The following is a 15,682-nucleotide window of genomic DNA, read 5'->3' as shown; positions in this document are numbered from 1 at the left end:
ATCGAGCTGCCATGCAGTACCGCACCATCGCCCACACTGCCGTCGGCGCCATCGGCCTGGGTGCCATGCCGCTGTCGATCGAGAACCGCCCGGACGAGAGGCGGGCCATCGCCACGGTCCACGCCGCCCTCGACGCCGGCGTCACGCTCATCGACACCGCCGACAGCTACCACTGGCACGCCGGTGAGGCGGGCCACAACGAGCTGCTGATCGCCCGCGCTTTGGCCCGCTACGGCGGCGACACCTCCGGTGTGCTGGTGGCCACCAAGGGCGGCCGGGGCCGCCCCGGCGACGGCAGCTGGACCGTCACCGCCGCCCCCGCCCACCTGAAGCGGGCCGCCGAGGCCTCCGCCACGCGTCTGGGTGTCGACGCGATCGGCCTGTACCAGCTGCACAAGCCGGACCCGGCCGTGCCCTGGGCGGAGTCCGTCGGCGCGCTGCGCGAGCTGCTCGACGCCGGCACGATCCGCGCCGCGGGTATCTCCAACGTCACCACCGCCCAGATCCGCCAGGCGCATCAGATCCTCGGCGGCGGACTCGCCTGCGTACAGAACCGGTACTCGCCCGCCGTCCGCGACAGTGAGCCCGAGCTGCGGCTGAGCACCCGGCTGGGTCTGGCGTTCCTGCCCTGGAGCCCACTGGGTGGCATCTCCCGCAGCTCGCTGGACGGCCCCTTGGGCCCCGCCGGCCCCGCCTCCGTCGCCACCGCCTTCCACCGTGTCGCGGCCGGGCGCGGGGTCAGCCCGCAGCAGGTCGCCCTGGCCTGGCTGCTCGCCCGCTCCCCGGCCGTGATCCCGGTACCGGGCGCCAGTCGCCCGCTCTCCATCACCGACTCGGCCAAGGCCGCGGAGCTCACGCTGAGCGCGCAGGAGCTGGCGCTGCTCGAGGGCGGCCTGCCGGGCTGAGGCGGGTCACGGGTGCGGGGTGTGGGGTGTCAGGCGCGGCAGCGCAGCATCTCCAGCGGGGGGTTGGCGTGGAAGTCCGCCCAGTGGTCCGCACCGAACTCGCGCACGCCGGCCTCCGTCACCGTCAGCGGGACCCAGGTCAGCTCGCTGAATCCGGCCGCGTGCAGGCTCTTCTCGTAGACCTCGCGGCGCGGGCGGTTGGCGACGAAGGAGACCGGCTGGTCGAGCAGCGCCGTGGTCCGCACTTGCGGCCCGGTCTCGGCCTCCTCGCCGGTCAGCACGGAGAGGAACCCGTACTTCTCGGGGGTCGGCCCGCCGAAGCGGAAGTCGGGCGACTGGTTGAGCAGGAAGAACTCGCCGCCGGGCTTCAGGCTCCGGTGCGCGTTGCGGCACATCCGCTCCGTGGTGGCGATGTCCGTTGCGTAGTTGAGCAGTTGGACCGCAAGGCCTACGTCGAAGCGCTGCGCAAGGGGCCGTAGTTCGGTCACGTCAGCGACCTCGTAGCGCACACCCAGCGGGTCGTGCTCTTCCAACTGCTGTGCCACGGAGACCATTTCACCGGAGACGTCGATGCCGAGGACCCCGGCGGCGCCGCGCCGCTTGAACTCCCTGCTGTAGAAGCCGGTGCCGCAGGCGAGGTCGAGGACGGACTTGCCGCGTACGTCCCCGGCCAGGGCCAGGAAGCTGGGTACCACCACGTACTGCTCCAGCGGCAGGGCCTTGAACCCCTCGTATGCCTCACCGATCTCGTCGTACTGCTGCTGTGCGCTCATGGTGGTGTACTCCCCGTTTCGGCATGCCCCTTGGCCGCGGTCCCCGCCTCCCGACTGCGGGGCGGGCCGCGGCTTCTGGCTGGCAGTCTCTACGGGTCGCGGCAGGCGGTCGTACTGGCTGAAGCTACAAAGATCCGGGCATCGTCCCGGCGTCGTGTACGGGTGCGGGCTCTGGCCGAGGTCGCCGAGGCCGCCCTCTCCCCCGCGTCCCGGCCGCTAGCGCGTTGTCCAGCCGCCGTCGACCGACAAGGTGGTGCCCAGGACGAAGGACGCGCGGTCGCTGCAGAGCCAGGCGGCCGCCTCTGCGATTTCCGCGGGGCTCGCCATGCGCGGGAGGGGGGCCGACTGGAGGAGGACCTCTTCCATCGCGGGGTTCTGCCGGAGCCAGTCGTCGATCATCTCGCTGCGGGTGGAGCCGGGGGCGATGGCGTTGACGCGGATTCCCTGGGCGGCGTATTCGCACGCGGCGGCCTTGGTGAGGCCCAGGACCGCGTGTTTCGACGCGATGTAGGTCGCCGTCACCGGGGTGGCGACCAGGCCGGCGGTGCTGCTGTTGTTCACGATCGAGCCGCCGCCGCCCGCGAGCATGGCGCGGATCTCGTGGCGCATGCAGTTCCAGACGCCGCGGACGTTGGTGTCCATCACGGTGTCGTACGCGTCCTCGTCCAGCAGGTGCATCGGCTGGGGGGTCGCGCCGATGCCGGCGTTGTTGAAGGCCGCGTCGAGGCGGCCGTACGCGGCCACGGCCGCCGCGACGGCGCGGGCCACGTCCTCGGTGCGGGAGACGTCGGCGACCACGTACTGGGCCTGGTGGCCGGCGGCACACAATTCCCGTGTGAGCGCGGCGAGTTGGGGTTCGCGGCGGGCCACCAGGGTCACCGAGGCGCCTTCGCGGCAGAATACGCGTGCGGCGGCCGCGCCGATGCCCGCGCTCGCGCCCGTGATCAGCGCCGATTTGCCCGCCATCAAAGAGTTGCTGGTCTCCCGGGTCATCGCGCGACCGTAACACGAGGGGATGGAGGGCGTGATGACCGCAAGAGTCGTGCTGGTGACCGGCGCCACCGGATTTGTGGGTTCCGCGGTGGTGGAGCGTCTGGTGCAGGAGGGCGTGCCCGTACGGGTGTTGGCGCACCGGGCCGATGTGCCGTCAGGAGTGGGCGTGGAAGGCGTACGGGGGGATCTCGTGCGCTCCGGGTCGCTGCGCGGGCTGTGTGACGGTGTCGCCACCGTGCTGCATCTCGCGGCGCGGATCGGGGGCACGGAACAGGAGTGCCGGGCCGTCAACGCGGAAGGGACGCGGGCGCTGCTGGCCGAGGCGGAGCGGGCCGGGGTGCGGCGGATCGTGCAGTTGGGGACGGCTGCCGTGTACCGGGACGGGGCGCACCGGGGTGCGGTGGAAGGGGAGCTCGCCGAGGAGCCGGAGTCGGTGACCAGTGTGACCCGGCTCGTCGGTGAGCGGATGGTGCTGGCGGCGGGCGGGGCGGTGGTGCGGCCCCATCTGGTGTACGGGCGGGGGGACCGCTGGGTGGTGCCGTCGCTGGTGCGGCTGCTCGCGCGGTTGCCGTACTGGGTGGACGGCGGGCGGGCCCGGATGTCCGTGGTGTCGGTGGACGCGCTGGCGGGTGCGATCGCGGAGTTGGCCGTACGGGAGGAGGGCGTCAGGGGTGTGCTGCATGCGGGTCATCCCGAGCCGGTGACCGCGCGGGAGCTCGTGGGGACGGTGGCGCGGGAGCTGGGGCTGCCGCTGCCGCGGGGGGAGGTGGACCTGTCCGGGGCCCTGGAGTTGCTGGGGGGCCCGGAGGGTCCGGATCCGGTGGTGCGGCGGCAGGTGTCGCTGTTCGCGGTGGACCACTGGTACGACAGCGGGCGGTTGTGGGGGCAGCTGGCGGCGTCCCCGGGGGCGCGGTTCTCGCAGGCGTTCGGTCAGTACGCCGGCTGGTACCGCGGCGAGGAGCGGATGCGTCGCCGCTGACCCGGAGGGGGTCGGTGGGCGGTGGGTGCGGGTGTCACCGCACAGGGTGCGGGTCTCACGGCACAGGGTGCGGGCCGGGCCGGTCCTGGGCTGCGCCGGTGACCGTCGAGGTGAACACGGTGCGGCCCATCTGGTGGCCGGTGACCTCGACGCGGCCGGGTGCGACGAGGGTGGCGTCCACCCGGCAGGGGGCGTCCAGTTCGGCGTACTGGTGGAACTCGGTGGACAGGCCGGTGGGGGTGAACGTGCCGGGGCGGTGGAGCCCGCAGGCGGCTTGGCGGGCGGCCTCGACCAGGACCATGCCGGGGTGGTGGTCGTTCGCGTGCTCGAAGAGGATCGGGTGGTCGAGGTCGGGGTTCAGCAGCCAGCGGCCGGGGCGGTCGGCGGGTGCGAGGACCACGTCGAAGGGGGCCAGCCGGCCGGCGGAGGCGGCGGGCACGGGCGTACGGCGCGGCAGCGGACGCGCTGAGCCGGCGTGGCCGCGGTCGCCGCGCAGCCGGCGGTAGGTGGCGGGGGCGACGCAGGTGAAGCGGGCGGTGCCGGAGGCGGCGAGTTCGCCGTTGCGGTGGATGTCGACCTGGAGGAAGCCGGAGAAGCGGCTGCCCTTCCAGGTGAAGTCCGTGCACGTGGCGGTCATGTCGAGTTCGCTCGGGCCGCGGCCTATGCGCATCTGTTCGGGGCGGGAGGTGAAGTCCAGGCTCCAGAGGAGGACGTTGTGGCCGAGGGGAACTCCGTAGACGGCGTGGCAGAGGTAGAGCCCCGTCTGTCTGACGGTCTCGCCGGCTTGTACCGGGTCGTGGCCGCCGCCGTCGGCGCTGGTGAAGAAGGTGTGGGCGCGGGGCCACTGCCCGGTGAGGGAGAAGGTGTCGTCGCCGGTGCGGTCGCAGCCGGTGAGGAAGACCTCGGCGAGTGAGCTGCGGTGGACGTACTCCCTGGGCACCGTGGTGGTCAGTACCGGGGCCTCGTTGCAGCGCGTCCAGGGGTCTGCCGCTCCCCGGAGCGGGAGGACGGGAGCGTTGTTCCGGATCGTCAGCATGGTCATGGGACCTCTCCCGCAGAGCCGTTTGACGGATGGGACGGGGTGCGTACGCGAGACGCAAGATACGTACTCTCCGGTTTTGTTTGCAAGGTGCGGAAGGAGAGTGGATGTCGCTCGTGCGCCGGCGGCGGGTGCGGTCGCAGAGGGTGGCGCGGGGGCGCCGTGACGTCGACCAGCGAATATCAGGATGGCGGCCGTCGGCCGTGACGTGAGGGATCACAGCCCAAGTGGGAGAGGGCCTTCCGGTCATATGCGCCGGTCCGGCGGGGCCTCGTCACGTGTTGTTCAACGAGTGGCGCGCGAGTCGTTCTTGAGTGAACGTCATGCGGCAGGGCATGCCTTGCAAACCATTGGCAGGCGGGGTGCAGCAATGCCAGAATCGGGGCCGCCGCCGGTCACCAAAAGAACCGGATGGATGGTTTCTGAACGCAGGGTGTCGGCAGCTCGCTGCACCCTGTGACCGATGTTCGCCACCATCCGGGAGAGCCGTCAGATGACCCGTCAGTGCCCCATAGCGATCGACCTCTCCGGAGCGGACGTGCACGCCGAGGCGGCGCGCATCCGGGAGCAGGCGCCGGCGACGCAGGTGCTGCTGCCCGGCGGGGTGACCGGCTGGGCCGTCAACCGGCACGCCGACATACGCAGGCTGCTGGTGGATCCGAGGGTGTCGAAGGACGCCTACCGGCACTGGCCGGCGTGGATCGACGGAGAGGTCGGCGCCGAGTGGCCGCTGGCGATCTGGGTCTCGGTGCAGAACATGATCACCGCCTACGGCGAGGAGCACACGCGCCTGCGCAAGCCGGTCGCCGCCGCGTTCGCCTCGCGGCGCGTCGCCGCCCTGAGGCCGAGGATCGAGGAGGTCGTGGACGGGCTGCTGGACGGTCTGGCCGCGCTGCCGCCGGGCCGAGTGGTCGATCTGCGGGCGGAGTTCGCGCACGAACTGCCGACCCGGATGGTCTTCGAGCTGTTCGGGATCCCGGAGCGGTCGTGGGCACCCCTGCACAAGATCATCAGGGGCTTCTTCGACACGACGATCACGGTCGAGGCCGCACAGCAGAACGCCGTGGACATGGACGTGACCATGGCCGAAGTGGTCGCGTACCGGCGGGCGCACCCGGGCGACGACATCACCAGCGTGCTGATCGCCGCCCGGGACTCGGGCGGCGAGGAGGACGGGGTGCGGCTCAGCGAGAAGGAGCTGGTCGACAACCTGATCCTGCTCTTCACGGCCGGGTACGAGACCACCGTCAACCTCATCTGCACGGCCCTGCACGAACTGCTGTGCCACCCGGACCAGTTGAAGCTGGTGCGCGAGGGGCTCGCCTCCTGGGAGGACGTGGTCGAGGAGGCGCTGCGCATCGAGCCGCCGGCCTCGTACGGGCTGCTGCGGTTCGCGGTGGAGGACATCGACATGGGCGAGGGGGTGGTGATCCCGCAAGGGGACCCGATCCTGGTGTCGTTCGGCTCGGTCGGGCGGGATCCCCGGCTGCACGGGGCGCAGGCGGAGCGGTTCGACGTCACGCGCGCGACCCGCGGACAGCACCTCTCCTTCGGCTTCGGGACGCACTACTGCCTGGGCGCGACCCTGGCACGGACCGAGTGCGCGATCGCCGTGCAGCGGTTCTTCGAGAGGTTTCCGGAGCCCGTGGCGGCGGCCGCGGAGGGCGGGGAGCTGCCGCGGGTGGCCTCGTTCATCTCCAACGGACTGCAGGAGCTGCCGGTGGTGCTGGGGGCCGAGAAGCGGGGTAGGTGAGGCGGAGGGGAAGCAAGTGGCGGAAGAGAGCGTGGGGGTTTGGTGGAGAGGTGACGGATTGTGATGCCCGGCTGGATAGAGGTGCTTGACTAAAATACGGACCTTCTGGTTGGTTTTGATGGGGTGGCGGATCCTGTCAGGGGGTCCGGCAGGCACAACCCCTGGACAACGGAGGCACCGTGGCACGGCAAGAGCGTGCGGTACGTACGCGTCGCGCGATCTTGGAAGCGGCGGCGGCGGTCTTCGACGAGCGCGGATACGACGCGGCCACCATCGCCGACATCCTCGCCCGGGCAGGGGTCACCAAGGGCGCCCTCTACTTCCACTTCTCCTCCAAGCAGGAGCTGGCCCAGGGGGTGCTCGAGGAGCAGTTCGCCGAGGGCGGGGTGCCCCACCGGGAGAGCAAGCTCCAGGAACTCGTCGATGTCGCACTGGTGTTGGCATACCGCATGAAGCACGAGCCGATGCTCAGCGCGGGGGCCCGGCTCTCCCTGGGCCCGGGCATGCGCGACATCTTCGGCGGAGGATCCGTGCCGGGCTGGATCGAGTTCACGCGCGCGCTGCTCTGCGAGGCGAAGGAGCAGGGCGAACTGCTCCCGCACGTCGATCCCGCCGAGACGGCCTGGATCCTGTCCGCTTGCTGGACGGGCGCCCAGATCTTCTCCCAGACCCTCAACGACCGGACGGACCTCGAACAGCGGGTGGCCGCCGTCTACCAGCACATCTACCCGAGCATCGCCACGCCGGCGGTGCTCGTGCGGCTGGAGATGGGCCCCGACCGGGGGCGGCGGGTGACCGCGGAGATGGGGATCGCGACCGGCGGCCCGGCGCAGGAACCCGAACCGGCGCTGCCCTGAGGCCGCCGCGTCCGGCGCGGTGAGGACGGGCGGGGCGGGGTACAGGGCTCTGGAGGTCCGGCCGCGGGGCGGGTCGGTGCGTGTCGGCTCCAGCAGGACACGAGCCGCGCTCCGGTGCGGCCGCAGACGGTGGGCGACAAGATCTTGTACCTCCCTGGGCAAACCGCATTGACGGTTTGTGGAGACTCCATGGCCAAGCAGGAGCGTGCGGCCCGCACGCGAGAAACTCTGATCCGTGCCGCTGCGGAGGTGTTCGCCGAGCAGGGGTTCGTCACCGCGTCGATCGCGGCGATCAGCCGACGGGCCGGCGTGAGCGCCGGCGGGCTGCACTTCCACTTCGAGAGCAAGACCGTGCTCGCCCAGGCCGTCGAGGACCGGGCGTCGCAGGCGCTGCGGCGCGTCACCACCGAGAGGTGGGGGGTCGCCGCGGCCCCGTCCGGTGCGGTGGACGGCAACGCCCTGCAGGCGCTGGTGGATTCCTCCCACTCCCTGATGGCCCTGCTGGCGTCGGATGTGGTGGTGCGGGCCGCCTTCGGGTTGTGCGCGGACGTTTCCCACAGGAGCGGGATAGACCTGCGGCGCCAGTGGCGCTTGTGGGTCGAAGCGGTCGCACGGACCGCGGCGCGGCACGGCGCGCTGGCCGACGGGCTCGCCCCGCAGGACGCGGCGAGCATGGTGGTGGCCTCCACCGTGGGACTGGAGACCCTGGGAGCCCGCGAGGGGCACTGGCTCGCACCCCACCCCCTCACCCGCTTCTGGACGCTGGCACTCCCCCAGCTCGCGGCCGACGGGACTCTCGACGGGCTTGCGCCGGAAGGGTCGGAAGGGGTGCGAGGGCCAAAAGGGGCGGGAGGGCCGGGCGGTCACGGTTCTTCCGCGCAGCAAAGCTCCATACCAGACTGAATGGTCTGTTTAAGGGGCTGTGGAAGTCGCTTCCAGGGCTCCGGTCGGGGGCGATCAAGGGATGCGGGGACCGGTCCGGGATGCCCAGGATCGAGTGAAGTCCCAGCTGAGAGTGGGTTTTTGAGGGACAGTCAGAACACGCCCATCTCCAAAACAGCACAACCGGTTTGATATTGACAAACCGTCGGTCCTGTTTTCTACTGGCTGTGCGACTCATCCAAGGACAGGGGAGTACGGCGTGGACATCGATGTACTGGGCGCGTTGGCTGTGCGGGAGAACGGGATCTCCATCACGCCGACCGCCCCCAAGCCCCGGCAGGTCCTGGCGCTCCTGGCCCTCCATGCCGACCAGGTGGTGCCCGTATCGGCACTGATCGAGGAGCTGTGGGCGGGCGAACCGCCGCGCAGCGCGCGGACGACGCTCCAGACGTACGTCCTGCAGTTACGTGCCCTCATCGCGGCCGCTCTGGAGCGGGGCGCGGCCGACGGTGCGCAGGCCGGTACGCATCCCGGCGGCGACCCCCGCACGGATCCCGGTGCGGCCGTGCGGACCGCGAAGGACATACTCGTCACCCTGCCGGGTGGCTATCTGCTGAGCAGCGGCGGCGGAGTTCTGGACGTGCGGGAGTTCGACCGGCTCGCCGGGAGCGGCTACCGGGCGATGGACGCGGGCGACTTCCCCGCCGCGGCGCGGCTGCTGCGCGAGGCGCTGGCCCTGTGGAGCGGGCCCGCCTTCGCCGACGTGCACAGCGGGGTCCAGCTGGACATGGAGGCCAGACGGCTGGAGGAGACGCGGCTGTGCGCCCTCGACCAGCGGATCGAGGCGGACCTGCGGCTGGGGCGGCACCGGGAGCTGCTGGCCGAGCTGACGGTGCTGGCGAGCCGGTACCGCACGCACGAGAACCTGCACGGCCAGTTCATGCTCGCCCTGCACCGCTCGGGCCGACGCGGCGAGGCGCTGGACGTCTACCAGCGGCTGCGCGGGACGCTGGTGCGCGAGCTGGGGCTGGAGCCGTCCGTGGCGCTGCGGCGCCTGCAGCGCTCGATCCTGATGGCGGGTCCCGAGAGCCTCTCCGAGCCCGGCGTCGAGCCCGGGGGCGAGCGGCTCGTACGGGTCTGAGGTGTGTGAGGTCTCTGAGGCCTTCAGTGCCTCCGCTCTCCGGCCTGTCAGGGGCCTTCGGGGTGCGGGGGGCTCCGTCGGCGGCGGCGAGAGGGGACGGCTCGGTGCAGGAGAGGTCGGAGCGAACGCGTAGGCGGCTGGTCTGCGCCGCGGCCGAGATGTTCCACCGCAACGGCTACGCCAACGCGACGCTGGACGAGATCGCGGGCGCGGCCGGGGTGACGAAGGGGGCGCTGTACTTTCACTTCGCCTCCAAGGACGAGCTGGCGGAGGCCGTGCAGCAGCGGGGGCACACCCTGCTGCACGATGCGGTCCGGGCCCTGCGCGAGTCGGGGGCTTCGCCGTTGCAGGCGCTGATCGGCATCACGCACTGGCTGGCCGCAACGCTGCACGAGGATCCGGCGATCCCGGCGAGCTTCCGGATCACCAAGGAGTGCGGGGCGGGGCCCCGGGGGCCGGCCGGGGCACGGCCGGCGGTGGTGGACTTCCACGCGGCGTGGATCTCGGCGGTCTGTTCGCTGCTCCGGCTGGCGAGGGACGCGGGTGAACTGCCGGCTGCGGAGCGCGGGTGGGAGGGCGCGCAGGCGCTGGTGACGGCTGCGGCGTGCGGGATCGAGGTCATGTCCGGTACCGGGATGCCGTACCGGGAGCTGCAGCGGAAGGTGGCGGCGATGTGGGCCCTGCTGCTGCCGAGCCTCGTGGACGGCGAGAGGGTACGGGAGTACCGGGCCCGGGCGCGTGGTGGCGCGCCGGCCGGCGCCGGGTCCGCCGCGGCGGGCGTGTAGCTGCACAGGTGCCAAAGGGCTGTCCCGGCACGGGAGTCGTCCGCTCGGGCGCGGGGTGCGGCTTCCCCTTCGGCGGGCGCTGCCAGGACGGCTTCGGGTCCGGGATGCGGGCGGGTGCACGGCTGCGGCCGGTGCGGGTGTGGATGCGCGTGCGCGTGCGGTCCGGGGGGTGTTTCCGGATGCCCGGGGAGCGCTCTCGGGGACTGTTCGTGCGGTGTTCCGCCTGGTGCGGCCGTGGTTGCGCGGCTGTGGGGCGGGGCTTGGAGAGGGGCTCGAAGGGAGCTTGAGAATCCGGTGACATCGTTCAGGGACCGCTACCGTGCCCCGAGTCGGAGGCCGAATGACGAGGGACTCGACGACGTGCGGAGGAGACGGTGAAGATTCAGGTGCTGGGTCCGTTGAGTGCCGAGGTCAACGGGGGTTCGATCGTTCCGACCGCACGCAAGCCGCGGCAGATCCTCACGCTCCTCGCCCTCTACCCGGGCCGGGTGATGCCGGTGCCCACGCTCATGGAGGAGCTCTGGGGCACCAACCTGCCGCAGAGCGCGCTCACGACCCTGCAGACGTACATACTCCAGCTGCGCCGGCGGCTGGGTACCGCCATGGGGCCGGGCGCGGGCGCGGGCGGCGCCGATGGCGCGAAAGAGGTCCTCGTCACGCGGCACGGCGGGTACCTGCTGCAGATCCCGCCGGAGGCGGTGGACGTGCACGAGTACGAGGGCCTCGTGGCCCGGGGGCAGAGCGACTTCGAGCAGGGCGACGACGAGAGCGCGGCGGCCAGGCTGCGCGCGGCGCTCGCGCTGTGGCAGGGGCCCGCGCTGGTCGACGTACGGGTGGGCCCGATCCTGGAGATCGAGGTGATGCGGCTGGAGGAGAGCCGGCTGGTCACGGTGGAGCGGCGGATCGACGTGGAGCTGCGGCTGGGCCGGCACTCGGAGCTGCTGGCCGAGCTCACGGAGCTGATCGCCCGGCATCCGCAGCACGAAGGGCTGCACTCGCAGGCGATGGTGGCGCTGTACCGGTCGGGCCGGCAGGCGACGGCCCTGGACGTGTACCGGCGGCTGCGGGGCCGGCTGATCGAGGACCTGGGAGTGGAGCCGTCGCCGCAACTCCAGCGCCTGCACCAGGCCATGCTGGCCGTCGACCCGGCGCTGGACGTGCAGGCGGGGCCGAAGCGGGGGTCGACCTTCGACCTGTACGCCGTCTGAGTCCCGCTCCCCCGCTGCAGCGGCCGCTCTTCCCAGGGGCAGGACTCCTCGTTCTTCACCGTGCCGAAGTCGATCTTCGTGTCGGTGCTGGTGGTCGTGCCGGCGGCCGGGGTCTGCGTGCAGACCTTCCGGTTCCGGTCGAGGACGGGACGCCGGCCGGCAGGAGACGGTCGACGTCACCCGCCACAACCCCTCCCGGGTCTGCGCCGGCGGGGACATGATCTCGACCACGCAGGACCTGCACACCTTCGTCTCCGCGCTGATGGGCGGCAGGCTCCTGCCGGCCCCGCTGCTGGCCGAGATGCGCACGCCGCATCCCATGAGCGGATTCGGCCTGGGGTTGCGCGTGCAGGACGTGGGCGAGAACGGCGCCACCGTCCTCTTCCACAACGGCGGCGCGGCGGGCCACGCGGCGTTGATGTACAGCACGCCCGACGGCGGCAAGATCCTGACCGCCGTGCTGAACCATGTCGACGACGCGGCGATGTCGCTGGCGGCGGCGTTCCACACGGCGCAGGAGAGGTTCGTCGAGGAGGTGTTCGGCGGCGGGCGGGCCCGGATCGGCCGGCGGGGCGGCCGAGCCGACCGAGCCGGCGGGCTGAGCACCTGGGACCCGTGCGCAGGCCGTCCAGGCCGGGGCTATCTCCTGGGCCAGCCTATGTCGTCGTCCGGGCGGGTCTTCCCGGCCGGCCGGGCGGGCCGCAGGGCGGGGGCCGCGAGCGCGGTGTGGGCTGCGGGCGTCCAGGACGCGCGGGATGCGCACACCGATGGCCTCATCGTCGACTCCAAGGCGCTGAATGCGGGAAGAGCGGGGCTCCGGCCGGGTGCCGGGGCCGGGTTCTGGAGAGTCTGCCTCGGCCGGATCGAGGAACGCTTGAGGAACGCATGACGTGCGCATGAGAGCCGTCGCGAACCCCTGGCAAAGGTTTGCCCGCGTATTGCCGGGCGCCCTACGCTCGTTGGCGGTTCCCGACAGATTTCTTGCCCGCGACCTCAGGGATGCTCATGCTGCGACAGCCCGCGTTCGGACACCGCCTGAGAAAGCTCCGGATGGCCCAGGGCCTGTCCCAGACGGCGCTGGCCGGCGAGGGGATGTCCACCGGCTATCTCTCCCGTCTGGAGTCGGGCGCACGCCAGCCGACCGAGCGGGCCGTGGGGTACCTGGCCGGCCGGCTGGGCCTGGAAGCGGCCGACTTCGAGGAGCCGGCCACCGGCTCGCTGGCCCATGCGCTCACCCTGGCGGCGTCCACCGGCTCCCCCGACGCCGTCGAGGCCCTGCGTCAGGCGCTGACCGCCGAGGGACACGAGAGCCCGGTACTGCGCTGGCAGGCTCTGTGGCTCCTCGCCGGGGCCGCCCGCGTCCAGGGCGACCACGCGCTGGAACTGGAGCGGCTCACGCGGCTGGTCGGGCTCGGTGAGGAAGTGGGCGTGTGCGAGCTGCGCGTACGGGGCCTGACCCGCCTCGCCCGCTGCCTGCGGTCCGTCGGTGAGATCAACCCGGCCCTGGAGGCCGCCGTCGAGGCCCACCGGATCGCGCTGCGCGAGGAGTTGGGCGTGGAGGACCGGGCCACCGCCCTGCTGGCGCTCGTGTCCGTACAGGCCGAGGCCGGCCGGATCGGCGACGCGCGCGTGCACGCCGACGAGCTGACCGTTCTCGTCGAGGGACGCGCCGACGCACTGTGGGCCGAGGCCATGTGGACGGCCGCCGCCGTCCGGATGCGCCAGGGCGACTACCCGGGCGCGCAGGCCTGCCTGGACGATGCCCTCGACCGGTTCGGCAGCCAGGAGGACCTGGTCCTGTGGACCCGGCTGCGGCTGGCCACGGCCCGGCTGCACCTGCAGAAGCTGCCCGCCGATCCGGAGCAGGCCCAGCGCCGCGCCGCCGAGGCCGAGGCCGCTCTCGCCTTCGTGGGCACACCGGCCCTGCGGCAGGACCTGACCGCGCTCAAGGCCGACCTGGCCTTCGCCACCGGCCGGTACGACGACGCGCGCGCCCTTCTGGGCACGCTGGACGCCGACCAGTCGAGGATGACCTACCGCGGCCGGGTACGGCTGGAGATCCTGCGCCATCAGCTGCTGATCCTCAGTGGCGACCCCTGCGGGATCCAGGGCCTGCGCGACCTGGCGCAGCAGGCTCAGCAGGACGCCAACATCGACCTCGCCGCCGAGATCTGGCGGGTGCTGGCCGACGCACTGACCCAGGCGGGACAGGCCGGTCAAGCCCGTCAGGCCGGTCAGGCGGGCCGGCTCGGCGGGGCCTCGCCCGTCGGGGGTTGAGGAAGGCTCGAGTCCCCTGGTGCAGCCTGGAGCGCATCGCAGGAACGATCAGGGCGGGGGTGTGTCTCATGTCGTCGCAGCGCGTGCACGCGAGCGGGCAGACGGCGTGGGTGGCCGCCCCGGCCGGCGTGGTCTACGGACTGCTGGCCGACGCCGTCCGCTGGCCGCTTCTGCTGCCCTCGCACGTCCACGTCGAGCGGATGGACTTCGACGGGGTCCGGGAGCGGCTGCGGCTCTGGGACGTGCGGGACGGCAGGGTCCGCTCCTTCCACGTGCGCCGGGTGCTGGACCCGCAGGCCAGGACCGTCGGGTTCGAGCAGGAGGACACCGCCCGCCCGGGCGTGCCCACCACCGGCCTGTGGACGGTCGAGGCGCTCGGCGAGACGGAATCACTGCTGACGCTGCGTCAGGACCGCACTCTGGAGGGGCTGCCCGCCGCCGAGACCGGGCGCAGCAGGCAGGAGTGGCAGGCGGAGCCGGCCGAACGGCTCGCCCACGTGAAGTCGGTCGCCGAGCGCTGGGAGCGCCTGGACCGGCTGCTGCTCTCCTTCGAGGACAGCGTGCACGTCGACGGCCCCGCCGAGCTGGTCTACGACTTCCTCTACCGGATTGGGGACTGGCCGCAGCGCGTCCCGCACGTGGAGTCGGTCGGCGTGATCGAGGACGTACCCGGCGTGCAGCTGGCCACGGTGGACACCTGCGCCGCCCCCGGCGGACACACGCTCACCACCCGGTCGGTGCGGCTGTGCTTCCCCTCGGCCGCGCGGATCGTCCACAAGGAGCTGACGACGTCCCGGCTGATCGCCGCGCACAGCGGTGAGTGGTCGCTGGTCCCGGACGGGGGCGGCGTACGGGTCGTCTGCGCCCGGCAGGTGATGCTGCGGGAGGAAGCGGTCGAGGAGGTGCTCGGTGCGGGGACCGACCTGGTCGAGGCCCGCCGGTACGTGCGGACGTGGCTGGGGCGGGCCGGTACCGAGACGCTGCGCCTGGCCGGGTGGCACGCCCGCAGCGCCGTCCGCCGTCTGCGATGAGCCCCGGGTTTCGCCGTCCACGCATCCGCGATGAGCACGGGTTCGCGATGAGCACGAGAAGGAGGTCGTGACCATGGTCCCCGCCCGGTACCGCCCTGATCCGCTCGACGCGCCGCTGCACGTCGCCGGTCCCGAAGGCCCCTGGGACGAGGTGGGCGACCGGCTCGACGACGTCGGCCGGGCGGTCATCTGCACGACGTGGGGCCAGTGGCTGGCGGCCGTGCTGCTCGATCCCGCGCTGCGGCCCCTGCTCGGGAGCGACTGGCCCCGCTACCGGCAGACGGCGCCGGCGGCCGGCAGGATGCGGTTCGCCGTCTCGCGATTCGTGGTCAAGTACTCCGCCGCCGCGGCACTGAACGTTCCCGTGGACACCCTGGACCTGGGGTACGAGCCGGGCGGAGCGCCCCTGGTGCGGGGCGCGGGCGAAGACCTGGAGGTGAGCCTGGCGCACACCGGCGAGCTGATCGTGGTCGGCGTCAGCCGCACCGGTCCGATCGGTGTGGACGTGCAGGCCGCGGACCGTGACGTGGCCTTCGGCGTGCCGCCCGGGCAGCTGTGCACCGCGGAGGAAGGCGCGGCGCTGGCCGCGCTGCCCGAGAGCGAGCGCCGGGCCCGGCTGCTGTGCCTGTGGACCCTGAAGGAGGCCTACGGCAAGGCGCTCGGACACGGGGGGCGCCGCTGCTCTTCCGCCTTCGGGTTCGACCACGACGAGCGGGGGCGTGTCGTCCTGGCGGGCGCGCCGCAGGAGGGGGACGCGGCCGGGCAGTGGAGGTTCACCACCCATCTCGTCCAGGAGCGTTACCTGGTCGGCGCCGCGCACCGGCGCCGCCCCGCCCTCCCGGTGGCGGCTGCCCGGAAGGCGCAGGTCGACACCGGTTCGCGAAGCGCTGCAGTCCCACTCGAGGAAAGGGGGTCCGGGTCCGTGGACCACTTACGCTTCCTGCGACCGGTGAGCTCCGGGCGGGGCGAGGGAAGGCGGACGCCGTGAACGCAAGGGAACTTCTGGCGGTGCCCTTCGCGTCGGCCCCGCCGTGTCGTGTCCGTGTCCGTGCCGGCGAC

General features: G+C 72.4%; 14 protein-coding genes and 1 pseudogene. 12 read left to right on the top strand and 3 right to left on the bottom strand.

Features of this window, described 5'->3' with window-relative positions; all coding sequences use genetic code 11:
• The first annotated feature begins 11 nt into the window (after window positions 1-11).
• Complete coding sequence (locus OG332_RS46545) at window positions 12-905, top strand: aldo/keto reductase (RefSeq protein ID WP_327411530.1); 894 nt, start codon at window positions 12-14, stop codon at window positions 903-905.
• 29 nt (window positions 906-934) lie between these two features.
• Here the strand turns inward: OG332_RS46545 and OG332_RS46540 are convergent, their stop codons facing one another.
• Window positions 935-1,678: a class I SAM-dependent methyltransferase gene (locus OG332_RS46540; protein ID WP_327411531.1), complete on the bottom strand. Its 744-nt coding sequence runs from the start codon at window positions 1,676-1,678 to the stop codon at window positions 935-937.
• 216 nt (window positions 1,679-1,894) lie between these two features.
• Window positions 1,895-2,671: an SDR family NAD(P)-dependent oxidoreductase gene (locus OG332_RS46535; RefSeq protein WP_327411532.1), complete on the bottom strand. Its 777-nt coding sequence runs from the start codon at window positions 2,669-2,671 to the stop codon at window positions 1,895-1,897.
• A 34-nt stretch (window positions 2,672-2,705) separates the two neighbouring features.
• Between OG332_RS46535 and OG332_RS46530 the strand changes: the two genes are divergently transcribed.
• A complete protein-coding gene (locus OG332_RS46530) occupies window positions 2,706-3,650 on the top strand; it encodes an NAD-dependent epimerase/dehydratase family protein (RefSeq protein WP_327411533.1) in 945 nt (314 codons plus the stop codon).
• Between the two features lie 55 nt (window positions 3,651-3,705).
• On the opposite strand, the gene OG332_RS46525 is transcribed toward OG332_RS46530, so the two are convergent.
• Entirely contained in the window at window positions 3,706-4,692 is a 987-nt protein-coding gene (locus OG332_RS46525; RefSeq protein ID WP_327411534.1) for a ScbA/BarX family gamma-butyrolactone biosynthesis protein, read from the bottom strand.
• A 460-nt stretch (window positions 4,693-5,152) separates the two neighbouring features.
• On the opposite strand from OG332_RS46525, the gene OG332_RS46520 reads away from it, so the two are divergent.
• From OG332_RS46520 to OG332_RS46475, 10 genes and pseudogenes are all read left to right on the top strand, one after another.
• Window positions 5,153-6,442: a cytochrome P450 family protein gene (locus OG332_RS46520; RefSeq protein ID WP_327411535.1), complete on the top strand. Its 1,290-nt coding sequence runs from the start codon at window positions 5,153-5,155 to the stop codon at window positions 6,440-6,442.
• A gap of 179 nt (window positions 6,443-6,621) precedes the next feature.
• A complete protein-coding gene (locus OG332_RS46515) occupies window positions 6,622-7,299 on the top strand; it encodes a ScbR family autoregulator-binding transcription factor (RefSeq protein WP_327411536.1) in 678 nt (225 codons plus the stop codon).
• Window positions 7,300-7,488: 189 nt separating this feature from the next.
• Window positions 7,489-8,202 (top strand): ScbR family autoregulator-binding transcription factor, encoded by a 714-nt coding sequence (locus OG332_RS46510; protein WP_327411537.1) that lies wholly within the window; start codon window positions 7,489-7,491, stop codon window positions 8,200-8,202.
• A 238-nt stretch (window positions 8,203-8,440) separates the two neighbouring features.
• On the top strand, window positions 8,441-9,322 hold the full coding sequence (locus OG332_RS46505; protein WP_327411538.1) for an AfsR/SARP family transcriptional regulator: 882 nt from the start codon (window positions 8,441-8,443) through the stop codon (window positions 9,320-9,322).
• Between the two features lie 104 nt (window positions 9,323-9,426).
• Window positions 9,427-10,107, top strand: coding sequence for a ScbR family autoregulator-binding transcription factor (locus OG332_RS46500; protein ID WP_327411539.1), 681 nt, complete (start codon window positions 9,427-9,429; stop codon window positions 10,105-10,107).
• Between the two features lie 374 nt (window positions 10,108-10,481).
• Window positions 10,482-11,315, top strand: coding sequence for an AfsR/SARP family transcriptional regulator (locus tag OG332_RS46495; RefSeq protein ID WP_327411540.1), 834 nt, complete (start codon window positions 10,482-10,484; stop codon window positions 11,313-11,315).
• A 193-nt stretch (window positions 11,316-11,508) separates the two neighbouring features.
• A pseudogene (locus OG332_RS46490) lies at window positions 11,509-12,204 on the top strand (serine hydrolase); the annotation flags it as partial.
• Window positions 12,205-12,320: 116 nt separating this feature from the next.
• Window positions 12,321-13,592 (top strand): helix-turn-helix transcriptional regulator, encoded by a 1,272-nt coding sequence (locus OG332_RS46485; RefSeq protein ID WP_327411541.1) that lies wholly within the window; start codon window positions 12,321-12,323, stop codon window positions 13,590-13,592.
• A gap of 68 nt (window positions 13,593-13,660) precedes the next feature.
• On the top strand, window positions 13,661-14,623 hold the full coding sequence (locus OG332_RS46480; protein WP_327411542.1) for an SRPBCC family protein: 963 nt from the start codon (window positions 13,661-13,663) through the stop codon (window positions 14,621-14,623).
• 73 nt (window positions 14,624-14,696) lie between these two features.
• Window positions 14,697-15,611 carry a 4'-phosphopantetheinyl transferase family protein gene (locus OG332_RS46475; RefSeq protein ID WP_327419060.1) on the top strand — a complete coding sequence of 305 codons (915 nt, stop codon included), beginning with the start codon at window positions 14,697-14,699 and terminating at the stop codon, window positions 15,609-15,611.
• Window positions 15,612-15,682: the final 71 nt, after the last annotated feature.

The organism is Streptomyces sp. NBC_01233, from assembly GCF_035989305.1.
In the GTDB taxonomy this organism is placed as follows: Bacteria; Actinomycetota; Actinomycetes; order Streptomycetales; family Streptomycetaceae; genus Streptomyces.
The sequence above is the reverse complement of the archived record's forward strand: the minus strand, read 5'-3'. Positions and strand labels throughout refer to the sequence as shown.